A 17371-nucleotide genomic window follows, 5' to 3' on the forward strand; every position below is an offset into this window, starting at 1 on the left:
GAGGAGGTGCTGGCCGGCATTTACGCCCGGGTGCTGGGGCTGGAGCGGGTCGGGGTCGACGACTCGTTTTTCGAGTTGGGTGGGGATTCGCTGTCGGCGATGCGTCTGGTCGCCGCGATCAACACCACCCTGGATGCCGGCCTGGCGGTCCGCACCTTGTTCCACGCACCGTCCGTTAGAAGCTTGAGCCAGCAGTTGGGCAGACATGCCAGCGAGGTGGAAGTAGTCCCTGTTGAGATCCTCAAGAAGGGTACCGGCGTTCCGCTGTTCTGCGTTCATCCCGGGAGCGGGGTGAGTTGGCCGTATCAAGCTCTTGGTAATTACTTGGACTGCCCGATCATCGGAATTCAACGTATTCGGCAGAGCGAAGAAGCTGAACCTCGGTCAATTCGCGATATGGCGAAAGACTATGCCGACAGAATCCAGGGGGCCTACCCTACCGGGCCCTATAATCTTCTCGGCTGGTCTTTTGGAGGCGTCGTCGCGCATGAACTCGCTGTCGAGCTCCAGCGCCGCGGATGCGAAATCGCACGCCTAATCCTTCTCGACGCTCAACCCAGTATCGACAGCAACGTCACCTTACCAAGCCATGCTTTAGTCGAGAACCAGGCACTGGAAGAAGTCTTGCGTTTCTACCGTGTAGATATTCCGGAACAGGATGGTCCGCTTACCTACGAGCAGGTGGAAGAACTAGTTCGCGAACGAGGAGCCGTGGAGTTTTCTCAATACAAGCAGCTTTTCGATTTGGGTGTTCACAATCTTAATAGTAGCTTTGCGCTGCATCGAGCTCACGAACCCGGTGTTTTCGATGGTGATGTAATCATCTTTTCTGCTTTGCCGGATGAAAAGTTTCGGAGCTCGCCTCCTCTGGAAAGTTGGCGGCTTTATGTTGCTGGCCACATTACAGAGTACTGGATCGACTGCAGACATGAAGATATGTTGACTGCGGAATCCCTCAGTCTGTATGGCCAACAACTCAAATTTTCATTGAAAGCTTGAGGCGACCTTGTGGTGAAGAAATCCCTACGCGCGACTGGCGCACCCCGTATGCCGTCATGCTGGCATTTGGGTCAGTTCTCGAGACCCTCTGTTATGTCTTTTCTGAAAGAAGGTGATGCTTCAACCGCTCCGAAATTTGGCGTCGCGCAATTCGCTCTGTCTCCAGAGGTACGAAGACTCATCCTCGTGTACTGGCCAGTCGATGCGCGGCTTCTTGATCAACGGTCCAAACGGCAAGTGTCAAGGAATTCTGATGCACGAAGTTTTTACCGATCTCGTCCGACAGTACTACGCGGAGGTCGATAAGGGCGATGTCGAGGGGGTTGTCGCGCTCTTCGAAGTTGACGCCGAGTACTTCCGGCCCGGCTATGCCCATATGAGCGGAAGGGGGGCGATCAGGTCCTTCTACATAGATGACCGCATCATCGAGTCGGGTGTGCACAACGTCGAGTCGATCGTTTCTAATCCTGGAACAGTCGCGGTCGAAGGTAGCTTCAAGGGCACCGTGCGGGGGGGAACGGAGACCGAAGTAAGCTTTGCCGACTTCTTCTGGCCTGGTCCAAACGGGCTCATAAAGAAACGGCGTACCTACTTCTATGCACCGCTAGTATGAACCGACGAGTCTCGCCAGGAGTAGCAGAATGTCGATAAATGAAAGCAGAGCTTGTGTCCGGGGTTTTTCGGATCGATGTTTCCCGATCACGACTATCGGATGGTGAGCGGGCTAAGATTTTGGCGGACCCCGGGTTCGGTCGCTTTTTCTCCGACCATATGTCCGTCATTTACTGGGATGCAAACACGAGTTGGCACGGGGCTTGTATCACGGAGCTAAGACCGTTCTCCCTTCATCCGGGATGCGTTGCGCTCCACTATGCTCAGGGTGTCTTTGAGGGCTTGAAAGCTTATGGCCGGCCAAACGGGAGCATTTGGCTGTTCAGACCGCTCCTCAATGCTCGTCGCTTCCGCCAATCAGCTGCCAGGTTGGCACTTCCACAGTTGAGCGACGACCTCTTCCTGTCGAGCCTGATTTCACTTGTGCAAGTGGACCGTGCGTGGGTTCCCACCGACGATCGTGAACGCAGTTTGTATCTTAGACCATTCATGTTCGGTGCAGAGGTGGGACTCGCGGTCCGGCCAAGTCAGCTTGTCACCTATGCGGTTATCGCGAGCCCAGCAGCGCCATACTTTCCAGGTGGGATGCGCGGAATGTGGCTATGGGTAGGAAAGTATCCTCGCGCCTGGCAGGGTGGTACAGGAAGCGCCAAATTCGGCGGCAACTACTCGTCAAATCTTGTGCCGGAAAGTGAAGCTGGGGCACATGGCTGCGATCTTGTGTTGTACCTCGATAATGATGGCTATGTCCAGGAATCCGGCACCATGAACATATTTGCCATAACGTCCGAGGGCGAGCTCGTTACTCCTGGCCTGGGAACAATTTTAGACGGGGTAACACGAGCGAGTATTCTTTCGCTGGCGACGGCCCATGGGCTCACGCCAGTCGAACGCAAATTTTCGTTCGACGAATTAAAAATGTACTGCATTTCTGGCAAGATTCGCGAGATCTTCGCAGTGGGGACCGCGGCAGTGGTGAACCCAATTATTGGAATCAAGGGCTCGGACTGTGAAATTACCGTGTCCGACGGATTGCCAGGGCGGCAGAGCCTAGCACTGCGCGACCACCTCCTCGACATTCAATACGGTCGGCGACCCGATCCGTTTGACTGGATGGTTGAGATCCCTTTGCCGTAGCGGTGCAGGCTCAATCGAGCTCAAGGCACCCTTCGAGGGTTCCCTACCAAAGCGGATCGATCTCCCATAATGCGGATGCCGCTGTTGCCACGCACTTATTTTCGAAGGCCGCCGCTGAGATTGCCGTCAGCAAAGGAGATTTCGAGGGCCTACCGTGTGTCCTACATGGTGCGGGCCAGACGGTCCGCGAGCAGTCCAGCGAACTTTGGCGGAGAGCTTCGGGTACATCTCCTTCGGCGAGAGCGGCGATGCCGGAAAGCATTCGGCGGTTTCGGCCAAAGGCGCCGACCGTGCCGACGTCTCTACGCTCCGCACCCGGTGAGCCAACCCGCGATCACGGCGGTCTCTATGGCGTACAGGGCCTCCCCGACGTGGTCGGACACTGGCAACATGGCCCTGCCTTCCGGCCCAAGGAACGCCGTGGCACTTCCGTTGTTGTTGAATTGCGACCCCTCCTGTTCGCGTTTGCTCACACCGCGATTTATGAGGCCCGTGCCGTTCTCAGACCCGGCCAGTCAACGGTGTCGACGTTACCGGTACCGCGGTTCTTTGCGAAGACCCCCATATGTTTAGCCGGCCGCGCGTCAGCGAAAGCGTCCGGTCATCAAGTTCCATCGGACTGCCTGAACCCACAGGGTTACGTAACAAGACCTCGGCCCTCTTCCAGCCTCTGCCGCAGGCTCTTCGGCCGTATATCGGTCCAGTTTTGTTCGATGTACGCCAGACATGCAGCGCGGTCCGCTTCGCCGTAAACCACCTGCCAGCCGGCTGGAACGTCGGCGAAGGCCGGCCACAGGCTGTGTTGTTCCTCGTTGTTGACCAAGACGAAGAAACTGCCGTTGTCGTCGTCAAATGGATTGACGCTCATCGGTTCTCCAGACCGTCTGGTTGACATGAGTTGGGCAAAACATACCGGAGGCCCACAAGATCGGTCCGATTTTCGACGAAGTCCCTGATGCGACCTATCAGGATCCTGACACAGCTCAGTAATTGGTGCGCGGCGCAGGGTTCCGGCGGTGACGACTTTCGAATGGCATGAAGACGCGTTCCGGCCTAGCGGCCATTGTGTCCTTGTCGAAGAACCGCATTGTTCTGCGAGCACGCTATATCGACTCGGACCTTGATTCCGCGTCGGTGCCGCGAAAGCACCGGGACACCTGGCCGTCGTGTTGGCCCCAGCCGGAGACTTCATTCGCGTCGGCCGGCGGCAAGATGAAGTTCACGCCGCACCCCCACAGTCCTTGAACAGGGCTGAGCTCGCGGGTGGGCGACTGCCACAAAGGGGCCGCCAATGAATAGGCGGCACGAAGGACTTCGAGCGCGACCGAGCGCCCAGCGGCGATAACGCTTGTTCGATCGCACCCGCGCCCGACATCACGGCAGCGCGCTGGTCCGCCTGATCTGGACAAACCCTGTCGAGATCCACCTCGTCTTCGAGGTGCAGGTGAGGGTTGGCGAGCAGGTCGCAGAAGACGGGTCGGCGGCCAGATTGTTGGCTAACGTCTCGGCGACCCGCGCCGGCGACATCGAGCCGGGCTCGCGCAACCTCTCACACACACTGCCCGACCCCCGTACCCGACCTTCGGCCGCAAGATGCAAGGAGCACCTCATTGTGAGAAATGAAGTAGCGGCCCACGGCGGGATAGTGGACCCCAGCGCGGTTGGCGACCCCGGTCAATGTCACCCACGCGACACCCCTCTCCAGGGCTCGCGAGCGCACGGCTTCTATGCTTGCCGCCGCGCGTTGGCGCTTTTCTCTGCTGTGCGGGCGGGCTGGAAGGTGTGCTGCCGCACCGCCCGAGGATAACGCGCGCGACGGGTTCGTAAGTTGGACGCCGGCGACGAAACCGTCCTTTCACGCACGCGGTACGCACTACGATCCATATCACGTTGGGAAACACCCGATATGGAGGTCGCCGACATGGTTTACTCGTCAAGATCGGGTCAAGATCGGGTCAAGTTCGCCAAGGCGCCGCTCATTAAAGGTGACCGCCGCACGGCTAGCCTGCGACGCCACCGCATTCGAGGTGCCGCCCCATGGCGTGTCGCGGCCGATATGTGCTTGACGTTCGAGCGGATGACTTGGCGCCGGGTATGGAACCGGTGAAGGGGATTTGCGATTTTCCGGCTTCTGAAGCGGCTGTGGATACTGCTGATCATCCTGGTGGTGATCGGTGCTGGAGGATTCACTGTGTGGCGGTTGCACGGCATCTTCGGCGCTGAGAAGCGTCCTTCGTATGCCGACAGCAGAATCAATGACACCAAACCTTTCGACCCCAAGCAGCTGACGTACGAAGTCTTCGGCCCTCCAGGCACCGTGGCCAGCATCAGCTATTTCGACGTCGATGGTGACCCGAAGGTTGTTAAGGGAGCAAGCCTGCCGTGGTCGTTGAAGCTCGCGATCACCCAGGCGGCGGTCGCGGGAAATGTCGTCGCGCAGGGCGATAGTGACAGTATTGGCTGCCGCATCTTGGTGGACGGTGAAGTCAAAGCCGAACGAGTATCGAACGAAGTGAACGCCTTTACCTTCTGCCTGCTGAAGGCCGCATGAGCGACGAGCGAACGGGCGACGAACATACCGCGTTACCATTCGTAGCGCGGACGATCCATCGATTTTCGGTTCTCATCATCTTGGCGTGGTTAGCGATCGACGTCATGATGAGTATTGGCATTCCCCCGCTGGAGCAGGTCGCGAAAGAGCATTCAGTATCGCTGAGTCCCGTGGACGCACCGTCGTTCAAGGCGATGACGCGCATGGGTGCGGATTTCAGGGAATCTAATTCAGACAGTGTGACGATGATCGTCTTGGAGAGTCAGCAACTCCTCGGCGACGATGCCCATCGGTACTACGATCGTTTGATTCGTCAATTGGCAGACGATCCCAAGCACGTGCAGCACATCCAGAATTTCTGGGGGGATCCACTCACGGCGGCCGCCGCGCAAAGCGCCGATGGTAAGGCCGCATATGTTCAAATGAGCCTCACCGGTAACTTAGGCCAGGACTCGGCGAACGAATCAGTGCAAGCCGTTGAGGACATCGTGAACCGGACCCCGCCCCCACCCGGAATCAAGGCCTATGTTACCGGGCCGGCGGCTTTCGCGGCCGATATGGTCAGTAGTGGCAACAAGACGGTTGTTAGAATTACGGCCGTAAGCGTCGCAGTGATCTTCATCATGTTGTTTCTCGTCTTCCGTTCGATTGTCACCGTAATTCTTTTGTTGGTGATGGTCGGCATAGAATTGCAGGTGGCCCGGGGAATCGTCGCGTTGTTGGGCGATCACCAGATCGTTGGTCTTACTACCTACGCCGTTAGTCTGCTGGCATCCATCGGGCTCGCGGCTGGAACGGACTACGGGATATTCTTCTTCGGACGGTATCAAGAGGCCCGTCAGGCCGGCGAGGATCGGGTAACGGCCTACTACACTGCATACCGCGGCGTCGCTAAGGTTGTCCTGGCTTCCGGTTTGACTATCGCCGGAGCGGTTTTCTGCCTGAGCTTTACCCGACTGCCCTATTTCCAACCTTTGGGTGTCCCTTGCGCGGTGGGCATATTGGTCGCAGTCGCGGTTGCGCTTACGTTGGTTCCAGCAGTTCTTGCTGTCGGAAGCCGTTTCCGTCTGTTCGAGCCCAAGCGGAAGATCAGGGCACGCGGATGGCGGCGGGTCGGCACCGCGATCGTTCGGTGGCCCGCGCCCATTCTCGCCGCGGCGTGCGCGATCGCGCTGATAGGACTACTGACACTGCCGGGATATAAACCCAGCTACAACGACCAAAGGTATATCCCGAAAGATATCCCCGCCAATCAGGGGTACGCGGCCGCAGAGCGTCATTTTACCCAGTCGCGAATGATGATGCCCGACATCCTATTGATCGAGGCCGATCATGATATGCGCAATCCGGCGGATTTTTTGGTGCTGAACAAACTAGCCAAGGGCGTCTTCGCCGTCCCGGGCATTTCCATGGTGCAGGCCATCACTCGGCCCGAAGGGACCCAGATCGAGCATACGTCGATCCCGTTCATGCTCAGCATGTCACAGGCAGGCCAGCTGCAAAATTTGCAGTTTATGAAAGACCGCATGAACGACTTGGGTACGCAAGCCAGCGAGCTGGCCACAACGATCAACCTAATGCAGCGCATGAATGACCTCATACAACAACTCACGAACACGACTCATCAAACGATTACTGCGACGAAAGAAATTAACGCCATCACCGATGAATTGCGGGATCACATCGCAGATTTCGAGGATTTCTTCCGGCCAATTCGCAGCTACTTCTACTGGGAAAAGCACTGCTACGACATTCCCATCTGCTGGTCGCTGAGGTCCATATGGGATACACTCGACGGTGTTGACGAGATTAGCGATAAGATGCAAAGTCTCATCAAAGATCTCGATCAGCTAGATTCGCTCATGCCGCAAATGGCCACCCAGTTGCCGCCGATGATCGCGACCATGAAGAACATGCGGACCATGATGCTAACGATGCACAGCACCATGTCAGGGATGTTCAGCCAAATGGAAGACTCGAGCAATAACGCGACAGCCATGGGGAAGGCTTTCGACACCGCCAAAAACGACGATTCTTTCTACTTGCCGCCGGAGGTTTTCAAAAACAAAGACTTCCAACGAGTCATGAAAGTGTTCTTTTCGCCGGATGGGAAAGCCGTCCGTATGCTCATTCAACAAAGCGGCGATCCCGCCACGGCCGAGGGCATCTCACGGGTTGAAGAGATAAACATCGCGGCCGAGGAGGCGCTCAAGGGGACTCCGCTAGAAGACGCCAATATTTACCTCGCCGGCGCTGCAGCGACTGTGAAAGACCTCGTGGACGGCTCCAAATACGATCTTCTAATCGCGGGAATCGCTGCACTCTGCCTTATTTTCCTCATCATGCTGATCGTGACGCGAAGTTTTGTGGCCGCCTTGGTTATCGTGGGTACAGTGGCGCTTTCGCTGGGCGCATCATACGGGCTCTCAGTGCTCGTCTGGCAGTATGTTCTGGGCATACAAATAAACTTTGTGGTGCTCGCGATGTCCGTGATCATTCTTTTGGCAGTGGGGTCTGACTACAATCTGCTGCTGGTCTCACGGATGAAAGAGGAAATACCTGCCGGAATCAACACGGGCATCATCCGCGCGATGGGCGGGACCGGCAAAGTCGTGACGTCCGCCGGCCTGGTTTTCGCCTTCACCATGATGTCCATGCTGGCCAGCGCCCTGGTCGTGATCGGTCAGGTGGGAACCACCATCGGCCTCGGTCTGCTGTTCGACACGTTAGTCGTCCGCGCCTTCATGACACCATCCATCGCCGCGCTGCTAGGACGCTGGTTCTGGTGGCCGCAACAAGTGCGCCCCCGGCCCGCCAGCGCCCTACTTCGGCCGCTAGCGCCCCGGTCGGTGGCTCGTTCCTTGTTGCTGAGACAGTGAACGTGAACGCGTTTACCTGCTGCCTGTTGAAGTCCGCATGAGCACTGAACGCCCCCAGGCGCCCTTCATGGCACCGACGATCCGCAGATTTTCCGTGTTGATCATCGTGGCCTGGGTCGCGCTGGTGCTGATTGTGACGCTGGCAGTTCCATCGCTCGAGCGAGTCGGGCAAGAGCATTCGGTACCGATGAGTCCCGAAGACGCACCGTCGGTGCGGGCCATGATGCGCATGGGTAAAGACTTCAAAGAATCAGACTCGGACAGTTTCGCAATGATCGTGCTAGAGGGGCAACAGCCGCTCGGGGACGACGCTCACGAATACTATGCCGGATTGATTCATGAGTTAAGAAACGATCCGAAGCATGTGCAGCATGTACAGGATTTATGGGGAGATCGACTCACGGCGGCCGGCGCGCAAAGCAGCGATGGTAAGGCCACATATGTGCAACTGAATCTGGCCGGCAACCAAGGCACCACCTTGGGGGAAGAATCCGTGGCCGCGGTCCGCGACATCGCAAAGCGGACGCCACCGCCTCCCGGGGTCAAGGTCTATGTCACCGGTCCGGCATCGCTGGTTGCGGATATGCAACGCAGTGGTAACAAATCTATTCTGAAGATAACCGTAGTAACGGTCGCGATGATCTTCACGATGCTGCTCCTTGTCTACCGTTCGGTCATCACCGTGCTTCTGTTGTTGGTGATGGTTGGGATCGAATTAGCGGCGGCGCGGGGAATCGTCGCATTCCTCGCCCATAACAATATTCTTGTACTCTCCACATTCGCCACTAACCTACTGACGTCCCTCGCGATCGCGGCCGGAACAGATTACGGGATATTCTTCATCGGGCGGTATCAAGAGGCACGCCAGGCCGGCGAGAACCCGGAAACGGCCTACAACACCACCTACCGCGGGGTCGCTCCCGTTGTCTTGGCTTCCGGTTTGACGATCGCAGGGGCAGTCTTCTGCCTGAGCGTTGCCCGAATGCCCATGTTCCGGAGTCTGGGCATCCCGTGCGCAGTGGGCATGCTCGTTGCAGTCGTGGTCGCCCTGACGCTTGTTCCTGCGGTTCTTGCCGTCGGAAGCCGGTTCGGGTTATTCGACCCTAAGCGCAGGATAGGGGTTCGCGGATGGCGGCGGGTCGGCACGGCGATTGTCCGCTGGCCCGTGCCCATTCTGGCTGCCACGTGCGCGATCGCACTGATCGGCCTACTGACATTGCCGGGCTATAAAACAAGCTACAACGACCGGCTCTACATTCCCAAAGATATTCCAGCCAATTTGGGGTATGCGGCTGCTGATCGCCACTTTTCCCAGTCGCGAATGATGCCCGAAATCCTGCTGATCGAATCGGATCACGATATGCGCGATCCGGCGGACTTTTTGGTATTGAACAAATTAGCCAGGGGAGTTTTCCGTGTTCGAGGAATTTCTCGTGTCCAGGGCGTGACCCGGCCCGAGGGAACCCCGATCGAACACACGTCGATACCGTTTCTGCTCAGCATGCAGAGCGCCAGCCAGCAACAAACGCTGGAGTTTCAGAAGAACAGCATGAACGACATGCTCAAGCAGGCCGACGAGATGTCAGGCATGATTAACCAAATGCAACGCATGTACGGCCTGATGCAACAGCTCACCAACGCGACTCATCGCATGATCGGCGAAACGCGTGACTTGGCGGGAATCACGGAAGAACTGAGAGATCACATCGCGGATTTCGAGGATTTTTGGAGGCCTATCCGCAGCTACTTCTACTGGGAAAAGCACTGCTACGATATTCCCATCTGCTGGTCGCTGAGATCCATTTTTGATTCAGTCGACGGTATTGACGAGATTAGCGATAAGCTGCATGATCTCGTCAAAAACTTCGCTCAACTGGATGCGCTCATGCCGCAGATGCTCCAGTTCTTTCCGCCGATGATGGCGACCATGCGAAGCATGCAGACCATGATGCTGACCATGCACAGCACCATGTCCGGGATCTTCGCGGAGATGGACGACATGAGCCAGGATGCCACCGCATTGGGGAAGGCGTTCGACGCCGCGAGGAACGACGATTCCTTTTATTTGCCTCCGGAAATTTTTGAGAATAAGGATTTTCAGCGCGCGATGAATTCCTTCCTGTCGCCAGACGGGAAAGCGGCTCGATTCATCATTTCGCATAGGGGCGATCCCGCGACGTCCGAGGGCGTAGCGAGTATCGACAAAATAGCGAGGGCGGCCGCGGAGGCGCTCAAGGGCACACCTCTGGCGAGCGCCAAAATCTATCTCGCCGGCACCGCGTCGACTTTTAAGGACTGGCGAGACGGCTCCAAATACGATCTTTTGATCGCGGGAATTGCTGCGCTCTGCCTTATTTTTATGATCATGCTTATCATCACGCGAAGTTTTATCGCCGCGCTAGTCATCGTGGGTACGGTGGCACTTTCATTAGGTGCATCGTTTGGGCTGTCGGTGCTCGTCTGGCAGTATGTTCTGGGCATCAAATTGCACTGGATGGTGCTTGCCATGTCGGTGATCATCCTGTTGGCGGTGGGGTCTGACTACAACCTGTTGTTGGTATCCCGGTTCAGGGAGGAAATAGCCGCAGGCATAAACACCGGCATCATCCGCGCAATGGCTGGTACCGGTAAAGTCGTGACATCGGCGGGCCTGGTCTTCGCTTTCACGATGGGCTCGATGGTGGTCAGCGATCTGCGGATTATCGGTCAGATCGGCACCACCATCGGGCTGGGCCTGTTGTTCGACACCTTGGTCGTGCGGGCGTTCATGACGCCGTCTATCGCCGCGCTGCTCGGACGTTGGTTCTGGTGGCCGCAGACAGTTCGTCCGCGCCCGGCCAGTCAACTGCTTCGGCCTTATGGACCGCGTCCGCTGGTACGGTCCCTGCTGCTAAGAGCGGAGCACCGCGACGACGACGCGGCCACAGCCGAGCGCTCCAGGCGGCCCGTCTAGATTGGCCTCGCGTTACCAGCGCCGTAAATGGGCGGTGAAGCGGTAGTCCTATGCGCGAAGAATGTGCAAGACGGTGATCGACCGGCGCCATGCCGAGCTAAAACGTCGCCGCATGACGTGGCGCACGACCTCGGCACAACTCGGGCGCCTGACCACGATCGAGCGCCGGCGTACCGGGCACACCGTGCAGGAATAAAGTATCGAACGCGCATAGCAGAAGCGCGCACCCTGCTGGCCGCGATGCATGCTCCGTGCGAGAGGTCGGCAGGCGGGTAGGGATGGCCGATCGCGGATACTTCAGCAGGTGTGTCGCCGAATGCACCGGCAGCTCGCTCTGCAGCTGGCGTGGTCGGCCTGTGTCGACGTCACCTTTTGCGTCGTCGGCTCGTCGGTACGGACGAAAGGGAACCATCCCGGGTTTCACGCACACCTCGTTACGTGTGACCGGTGTGTGCTGTCCGATCTGGTGGTAAGCGTAGTCGGCTTCTGCTCAGGGAGCTTGTCATCCGGTGCGATATCAGAACCCGTGCCGGTACGGTCGTTTGATGGACGTCCGGGGCGCCATCATGACCGGTATCGCTAAGCAGCTGGGCCATCCCAGTGGTCTGCGCGGGCGGTTAGTCGGTTTGGCGCTCAATCGAGGTAACCGAAGCTTGGTGAGCGCCGCCGTACAAGCGCTGCAACCCGGTGCGGCGGCGGTGGTCGCCGACGTCGGGTTCGGGGGTGGCGTCGGGCTGAAATTCCTGCTCGGCAGCGTCTGTCAATCGGGCCGGGTCCACGGCGTTGAGGTGTCGGACACAATGCTCCGCAACGCGGCACATCGATATCGGCGCGACATCGCGGCCGGGCGGCTGACGTTGCATAATGCGTCGTTAACGCAGCTGCCCTTCACCGATGGCGCACTGAACGGCATCCTTACCGTCAATACCATCTACTTCATAGCTGAGCTGGATTGTGCGTTCACCGAGCTCGCTCGGGTGGTAGGAAGCTCGGGTCGGATCGTCATTGGACTGGCCGACCCGGACGCGATGGCAAGGATGCCATTCACCGGCCACGGCTTTCACCTCCGTCCGGTGCCACAGGTGATCGACACGCTGTGCGGCGCAGGACTCACGGTTGAACACCGTCGAATCGATCAGGGCGACAACGCATCCCACCTGCTGATTGCCACACCGACCCCATCGCACGCAAGCGTGCACGAGCCAGTTTCGCATCTGTGACGAGCGATCCTGTGTGCGTCGACAGCCCTTCGGAGCTGGTAAACCACCTCGGCGGGGCTCGACGGATCATCGAAGCGAAGTTCCCTAGGCGGTCAGCCGAGCGTTGATGTACTCAGTCGGGGCACTCCAGAACTCCGAGATCGTGCTCGCCACCAGCTCAGGCTCGATCAGCAGCGGTGCAATGTGACCCTTCCCGGGCACCGATAACCAAGCGGCCATCCGCATCTGCGCCACGGCGGCCCGCCATATCGGCGGTCCAAAGCGGGTCGTCACGGCTGGCGATCATCAGCGTGGGGGTGGCCACGGCGGCCAACCGGGTGAACGTCGGGCGGCGCACCATCGCCGACCGGATCGCAGTGAACATCGCCGATCGGTCGGCATCACTGAACGCGGCCATCACGCGACGAGACAGGTCGGGCTGCGTTGCGACGGCTCGCGGGCCGAGCGGGGTGTCGGTGAGTGCGTTTCTGATCGGGGCGACCGGTCCCGCCAGACGGTAAAGAGCGAGTAGTGGGTAGCCGCTTGGAGATCGACAGCGCTTGAAGGGGGTCCGGAAAGTAGTCAGAGTGCGGATGCGGTGGGGCTCGTCTGCAGCGATCTCAAGCCCTACGTGGCCGCCCCACGCACACCCCACCCAGTCCACCGGGTCGGTGATGCCAAGGTGTTCTAGGACCCGCGCGGCCGCGCGGGCGCACGCAGTGCCGGTGAACAGCGCACCTGGCGGCCGGCTGGGGCCGTGTCCAGGTCCGTCAATCATCACTGCGCGGCGTTGACGGCCGAGAAGCGGTGTCAACAACTCGAAGACGTCGAATCGACGAAGAGGCTGTGCCCCGTCCCGATCGCCGTCGTCGACCTGCTGCTGGCGGATCCATTACGCAGCGTCTCGGCGTTCATCCCCAACCGCTTCGACGCCGCCGTGGTTGCCCTACTCGCTCGGATACTCATCGCGATGCTCCAGCACCAGACGGACGGCCGTGGCCCGCGTCTCCGGGTCGTACTTGCTCGGCATGACATGCGCCTTCCCCAAGGTAGGAGGTATGCATCAAACGCGGGATGCTTCACTCCTCGGGGGGCCATATTTATGCCCTTTGGAACACTCTGGGAACATTAGCGTCGGTAACGGAACCCATGGAACGGATCGGGGGACAAGGGTCGTCCACGAGGGGCTCGTTGCGCTTTGAAGTGAAAGCGCTCGCCGGACGGCGGCCACGGCTGTCGAACGGGTCCGTCGGTGGGCAGTGCATACCTCGGTAAGATCTGTGAGGTTTGGGTTGAGGGCTGGCGAAAAGACCGGCTCCGTCCGCTGTACACGCGCGACAGGAGAGTTGATATGCCAGTGCCCAACCCGTTCATCGACCGAAAAACAGGGCGGATCAAGTTACCGGACCACGGCAGCCTCGTCCGTCATGTGGAGCGGTGGGTCCAGATGCGTGGGGATCGCCTGGCCTACCGCTTCCTCGACTTCTCTACCGAACGCGATGGTGTGTACAAGGACCTGACCTGGTCCCGGTTCGGTGCCCGCAACCGCGCCGTCGGGGCCCGCCTGCAGCAGGTCACCCAGCCCGGCGACCGCGTCGCCGTCCTGGCTCCGCAGGGTCTGGACTACATGGTGGCGTTCTACGGCGCGCTGTACGCCGGCGTCATTGCGGTGCCGCTGTTCGACCCCGCGGAACCTGGGCACATGGGCCGGCTGCACACGGTTCTCGACGACTGCACGCCCTCGGTGATCCTGACCACTACCGACTCCGCTGAAGGAGTTCGCAAGTTCTTTCACCACCACCGTCCGCCCAAGGAACGACCACGCGTCATCGCCGTGGACGCCATCCCCGACGAGGTCGCCCAAACCTGGCAGCCGCCACCGGCCGACCCCGACGCCATCGCCTACCTGCAATACACCTCCGGGTCCACGCGCGCCCCTGCCGGTGTGCAGATCACCCACCGGGCGGTGGCCACCAACCTGGCGCAGCTCATCACCGCACTGCAGGTCGAAGAGGGTCAGCGGGGCGTGATGTGGCTGCCGCTGTTTCACGACATGGGCCTGGTCACCGCCATGGTTCCGTCGGTCATCGGACACTCCATCACGATCATGAGCCCGACCGCCTTCGTGCGCCGCCCCATCCGGTGGATGCGGGAGCTCGCGGTCCTGGCTGACGACGATGGCCCAACTTTCTCGGCGGCGCCGAACTTCGCCTTCGAGCACGCTGCGTTGCGCGGCCTGCCCAAAGACGGTGAGCCCGAACTCGACCTGAGCAACGTGTTCGCCCTGCTCAACGGCAGCGAGCCGATTTCCACCGCGTCAATGCGCAAGTTCAACGAGGCGTTCGCTCCCTATGGGCTTCCAGCCACCGCCATCAAGCCGTCCTACGGCATGGCGGAGGCGACGCTGTTCGTCTCCACCACCGACATGAAGCAAAAGGCCACCACCATCCACGTGGACCGCGACGAACTGACCCGCGGCCGCTTCCGCACGGTTGCCGACGATGCACCCACGGCCGTCCCACAGGTGGCGTGTGGCGTGGTCTCGATCGACCAGTGGGCTGCCATCGTCGATTCCGACACCGCCACCGAACAACCCGACGGCCACATCGGCGAGATCTGGCTGCACGGCGCCAACATCGGTTCGGGCTACTGGGGCCGCGCGCAGGACACCCAGGACACCTTCGGCAACGTTCTCCAATCGCGGGCCAGCCCCTCGCACGCCGAGGGTGTCCCTGACGACGGCCAGTGGATGCGCACCGGCGACTACGGCACCTACTTCGGCGGCGAGCTGTATGTCACCGGCCGGGTCAAGGACCTGGTGATCGTCGACGGCCGCAACCACTATCCGCAAGACCTGGAGTACACCGCGCAGGAGGCCAGCCGTGCGCTCCGTGCCGGGTACGTGGCCGCCTTCTCAGTGCCGGCCAACCAGCTTCCGTCCCAGGTGTTGGACAATCCGCACTCGGGACTCAATCGCGACCCGCAGGACTCCTCCGAGCAGTTGGTCGTCGTCGGCGAACGCGCCCCCGGCGCGCACAAATCCGACACCCAATCGATCGCCGACGATATCCGCGCCGCGGTCGCAGCGCGCCACGGCATCACCGCGCGCGACGTGCTGCTGGTGCCGGCCGGTTCGATCCCACGCACCTCCAGCGGAAAGGTCGGCCACTCCGCCTGCCGGGCCGCCTACATGGACGGCAGCTTACGCGGCGGCCATGTCCAAGACGCCTTCCCCGACCACGTGCACGACTCGGGATGGCCCGATGACCGTCGGGAATAACAGCGGGTTTCGGTTCAGGCTCACGCCTGCCCGGAGTGCGCCGGTGGCGTAGGAGTGGCGCAGATCGTGAAAGCTGAGAGCCTCGAACGCTTTTGCGTATCAGCCACCCTTTGTGGATGGCCGCGTGACTCGTGCCTCCATTAGTGCGATAGCTCCGCGGCCACTTGTTGCAATGGATCCGAGCTTGTTGATACCGCACCGACGTAGGGGTGCGCCAGTTCCACGATGAGGAAGAGATTCGTGGCGACGATGAGGCCGACGATGGCCACCATTGGGTAGTGGAGGATGGGTTTTTCGACCCCATAGATGATTGCGGTGCCGAGGACCATACTGCTCGTCACGAAGATGACCGCCCAGAACGGCCAGGGGAGTCCGGAGTCTTCGCGGGCGGTGAGCAGTCGCACGGTGCGTGCCTGACTGACCTTGTCGAGGTTGGAATACGACGTCGCAAGCATTGTCTTTTGGGTGTTTGTCTTCGCGGTGACCCCGTCGTACGCGCTGTATAGGCGGGCCAAGGCGGTGTCGGCATCTGATGATCGACTCTTCCCGGCTTGAGGCCATTCCGCGATGGCTGCTTGTTCATATGTCAGCAGGTTCCGCCGGATGCGGTCTTTATCTGCGGTCTCGAACATGACTGCTTCGCTTGCCATTTGCGCCGCGACTGCGCCTTCGGCACGTGCGTTAGCATCCGCGGCGTTGTTCTGACCCCACATGGAGGAAACGACGAATCCGACGAAGAAGGCATAGACGAATCCGATGAAGCCGTAGGTGAACTTGGTGACATCGTTGTGCGCGTCACCTTTTAAGACTGGGTACCGCCGACGCAAATACCCCTGTGTCAATGCCGCTCCGCCTGCGATCAGCACAATTAGACCGATGAGCAGCACCCAAGATGGGATGTATTTAACAATCCACCAACTCATCAGCGGCTCTCCCAAACGGTTCGACGGCAGGGCGGATGCGCCGTTCGACTGTAGGGGCCGGTTGCGCTCGTCGGAGCGCGAACCGACGAAGTCCGGCGGGCAGATGCTGGCTTGGCGTTCCGCGTCATTGGGTGCTGCCATTCGCTGCATGGCGACTATGACTGTCGGGAGTGAGTCGCCTTCGCAGCCGAGTGATAACCAGACTAGGGGATCACTTCAAAATCGCATTCAGATTGCGTCGGTAATGCGAACGGCCGGCGCCAAAGCAGCTGCAAGCCGGCTCGGGTGACGAAACGCCGCGCCGAGACGCGAGTGCGGCTGCTTGACGCCGCCTATCAGGTATTCGTGGAAAAGGGTTTCGGGCGGGTTCGCATCGAAGACGTATGCACTGGGGCCGGCTATACCCGAGGTGCGTTCGACTCCCAGTTCGCCAGCCTCGACGAACTGTTCTTCATGCGCTACGACCAACGCGCCGAGATCATCACCGAACAGGTAGGACGGGCACTCGCTGACGCCGCCAGTGCTGGGTCCGTCGAGTCGGCGATGAAGCGGGGTGACGTCGACCCCGCTGCTTGATCGGGACTGGCTGCTCATCAAGACCGATTTCTTGATGCACGCCGCCCGCAATCCGGACGTGGCGGACCGGCTGTTGCACCACCGCTCCCAGCTGCCGCCGCTCGCGGCTGGCTTCATCAGCCGCTCACCGCCCTACTCGATCCTTCGCGAAGTCATTCGACCGACGGGCCGAGCCCTTAAACCGACGCAGCGGACTCGCGTACCGACGGCAAACGGCCCCCGGAGAGTTCTCCGGGGGCCGTCTTCCTGCGGGCTTCTGATC

General features: G+C 59.9%; 13 protein-coding genes and 3 pseudogenes. 10 read left to right on the forward strand and 6 right to left on the reverse strand.

Features of this window, described 5'->3' with window-relative positions:
* The 3 genes from WA317_RS03805 to WA317_RS03815 all read left to right on the forward strand — a co-directional run.
* Nucleotides 1-999: thioesterase domain-containing protein (locus WA317_RS03805; RefSeq protein ID WP_425171774.1), on the forward strand; the 999-nt coding region annotated here is incomplete at its 5' end.
* A gap of 253 nt (nt 1000-1252) precedes the next feature.
* On the forward strand, nt 1253-1612 hold the full coding sequence (locus WA317_RS03810) for a nuclear transport factor 2 family protein (RefSeq protein WP_425171775.1): 360 nt from the start codon (nt 1253-1255) through the stop codon (nt 1610-1612).
* A 38-nt stretch (nt 1613-1650) separates the two neighbouring features.
* The gene (locus WA317_RS03815; protein ID WP_425171776.1) at nt 1651-2748 is read left to right on the forward strand and encodes a branched-chain amino acid aminotransferase; all 1098 of its coding nucleotides are present in this window, start codon (nt 1651-1653) and stop codon (nt 2746-2748) included.
* 302 nt (nt 2749-3050) lie between these two features.
* Here the strand turns inward: WA317_RS03815 and WA317_RS03820 are convergent, their stop codons facing one another.
* From WA317_RS03820 to WA317_RS03830, 3 genes and pseudogenes are all read right to left on the reverse strand, one after another.
* A complete protein-coding gene (locus tag WA317_RS03820) occupies nt 3051-3221 on the reverse strand; it encodes a hypothetical protein (RefSeq protein ID WP_425171777.1) in 171 nt (56 codons plus the stop codon).
* Between the two features lie 164 nt (nt 3222-3385).
* Nucleotides 3386-3616 carry an MbtH family protein gene (locus tag WA317_RS03825; protein ID WP_425171778.1) on the reverse strand — a complete coding sequence of 77 codons (231 nt, stop codon included), beginning with the start codon at nt 3614-3616 and terminating at the stop codon, nt 3386-3388.
* Between the two features lie 403 nt (nt 3617-4019).
* Nucleotides 4020-4542: pseudogene (locus tag WA317_RS03830) on the reverse strand (TetR/AcrR family transcriptional regulator); the annotation flags it as partial.
* A 337-nt stretch (nt 4543-4879) separates the two neighbouring features.
* Here WA317_RS03830 and WA317_RS03835 point away from each other — a divergent pair.
* The 4 genes from WA317_RS03835 (at nt 4880) to WA317_RS03850 (ending at nt 12351) form a co-directional block, all read left to right on the forward strand.
* Nucleotides 4880-5299, forward strand: a complete 420-nt coding sequence (locus tag WA317_RS03835; protein WP_425171784.1) for an MmpS family protein — start codon at nt 4880-4882, stop codon at nt 5297-5299.
* Nucleotides 5296-8178, forward strand: a complete 2883-nt coding sequence (locus WA317_RS03840; protein ID WP_425171779.1) for an RND family transporter — start codon at nt 5296-5298, stop codon at nt 8176-8178. The genes WA317_RS03835 and WA317_RS03840 overlap by 4 nt, the downstream gene beginning before the upstream one ends.
* A 37-nt stretch (nt 8179-8215) precedes the next feature.
* A complete protein-coding gene (locus WA317_RS03845; protein WP_425171780.1) occupies nt 8216-11131 on the forward strand; it encodes an RND family transporter in 2916 nt (971 codons plus the stop codon).
* Nucleotides 11132-11829: 698 nt separating this feature from the next.
* Nucleotides 11830-12351, forward strand: coding sequence for a class I SAM-dependent methyltransferase (locus WA317_RS03850; RefSeq protein WP_425171781.1), 522 nt, complete (start codon nt 11830-11832; stop codon nt 12349-12351).
* Nucleotides 12352-12508: 157 nt separating this feature from the next.
* Here WA317_RS03850 and WA317_RS03855 read toward each other — a convergent pair whose 3' ends face one another.
* Both WA317_RS03855 and WA317_RS03860 read right to left on the reverse strand, forming a co-directional pair.
* Nucleotides 12509-13147, reverse strand: a complete 639-nt coding sequence (locus tag WA317_RS03855) for an alpha/beta fold hydrolase (RefSeq protein ID WP_425171785.1) — start codon at nt 13145-13147, stop codon at nt 12509-12511.
* 29 nt (nt 13148-13176) lie between these two features.
* Nucleotides 13177-13360, reverse strand: a pseudogene (locus WA317_RS03860) (IS3 family transposase); the annotation flags it as partial.
* 321 nt (nt 13361-13681) lie between these two features.
* Between WA317_RS03860 and fadD32 the strand changes: the two are divergent.
* Complete coding sequence (gene fadD32 / locus WA317_RS03865) at nt 13682-15610, forward strand: long-chain-fatty-acid--AMP ligase FadD32 (protein ID WP_425171782.1); 1929 nt, start codon at nt 13682-13684, stop codon at nt 15608-15610.
* A gap of 140 nt (nt 15611-15750) precedes the next feature.
* Here fadD32 and WA317_RS03870 read toward each other — a convergent pair whose 3' ends face one another.
* Complete coding sequence (locus tag WA317_RS03870) at nt 15751-16533, reverse strand: hypothetical protein (RefSeq protein WP_425171786.1); 783 nt, start codon at nt 16531-16533, stop codon at nt 15751-15753.
* Between the two features lie 285 nt (nt 16534-16818).
* Here WA317_RS03870 and WA317_RS03875 point away from each other — a divergent pair, with 285 nt between their 5' ends.
* Nucleotides 16819-17109, forward strand: coding sequence for a TetR/AcrR family transcriptional regulator (locus WA317_RS03875; RefSeq protein ID WP_425171783.1), 291 nt, complete (start codon nt 16819-16821; stop codon nt 17107-17109).
* A pseudogene (locus WA317_RS03880) lies at nt 17087-17371 on the forward strand (hypothetical protein); the annotation flags it as partial. The gene WA317_RS03875 and the pseudogene WA317_RS03880, both read left to right, overlap by 23 nt.

Origin of the sequence: Mycobacterium sp., assembly GCF_049802695.1 — a bacterium.
Taxonomy (GTDB): Bacteria; Actinomycetota; Actinomycetes; order Mycobacteriales; family Mycobacteriaceae; genus Mycobacterium.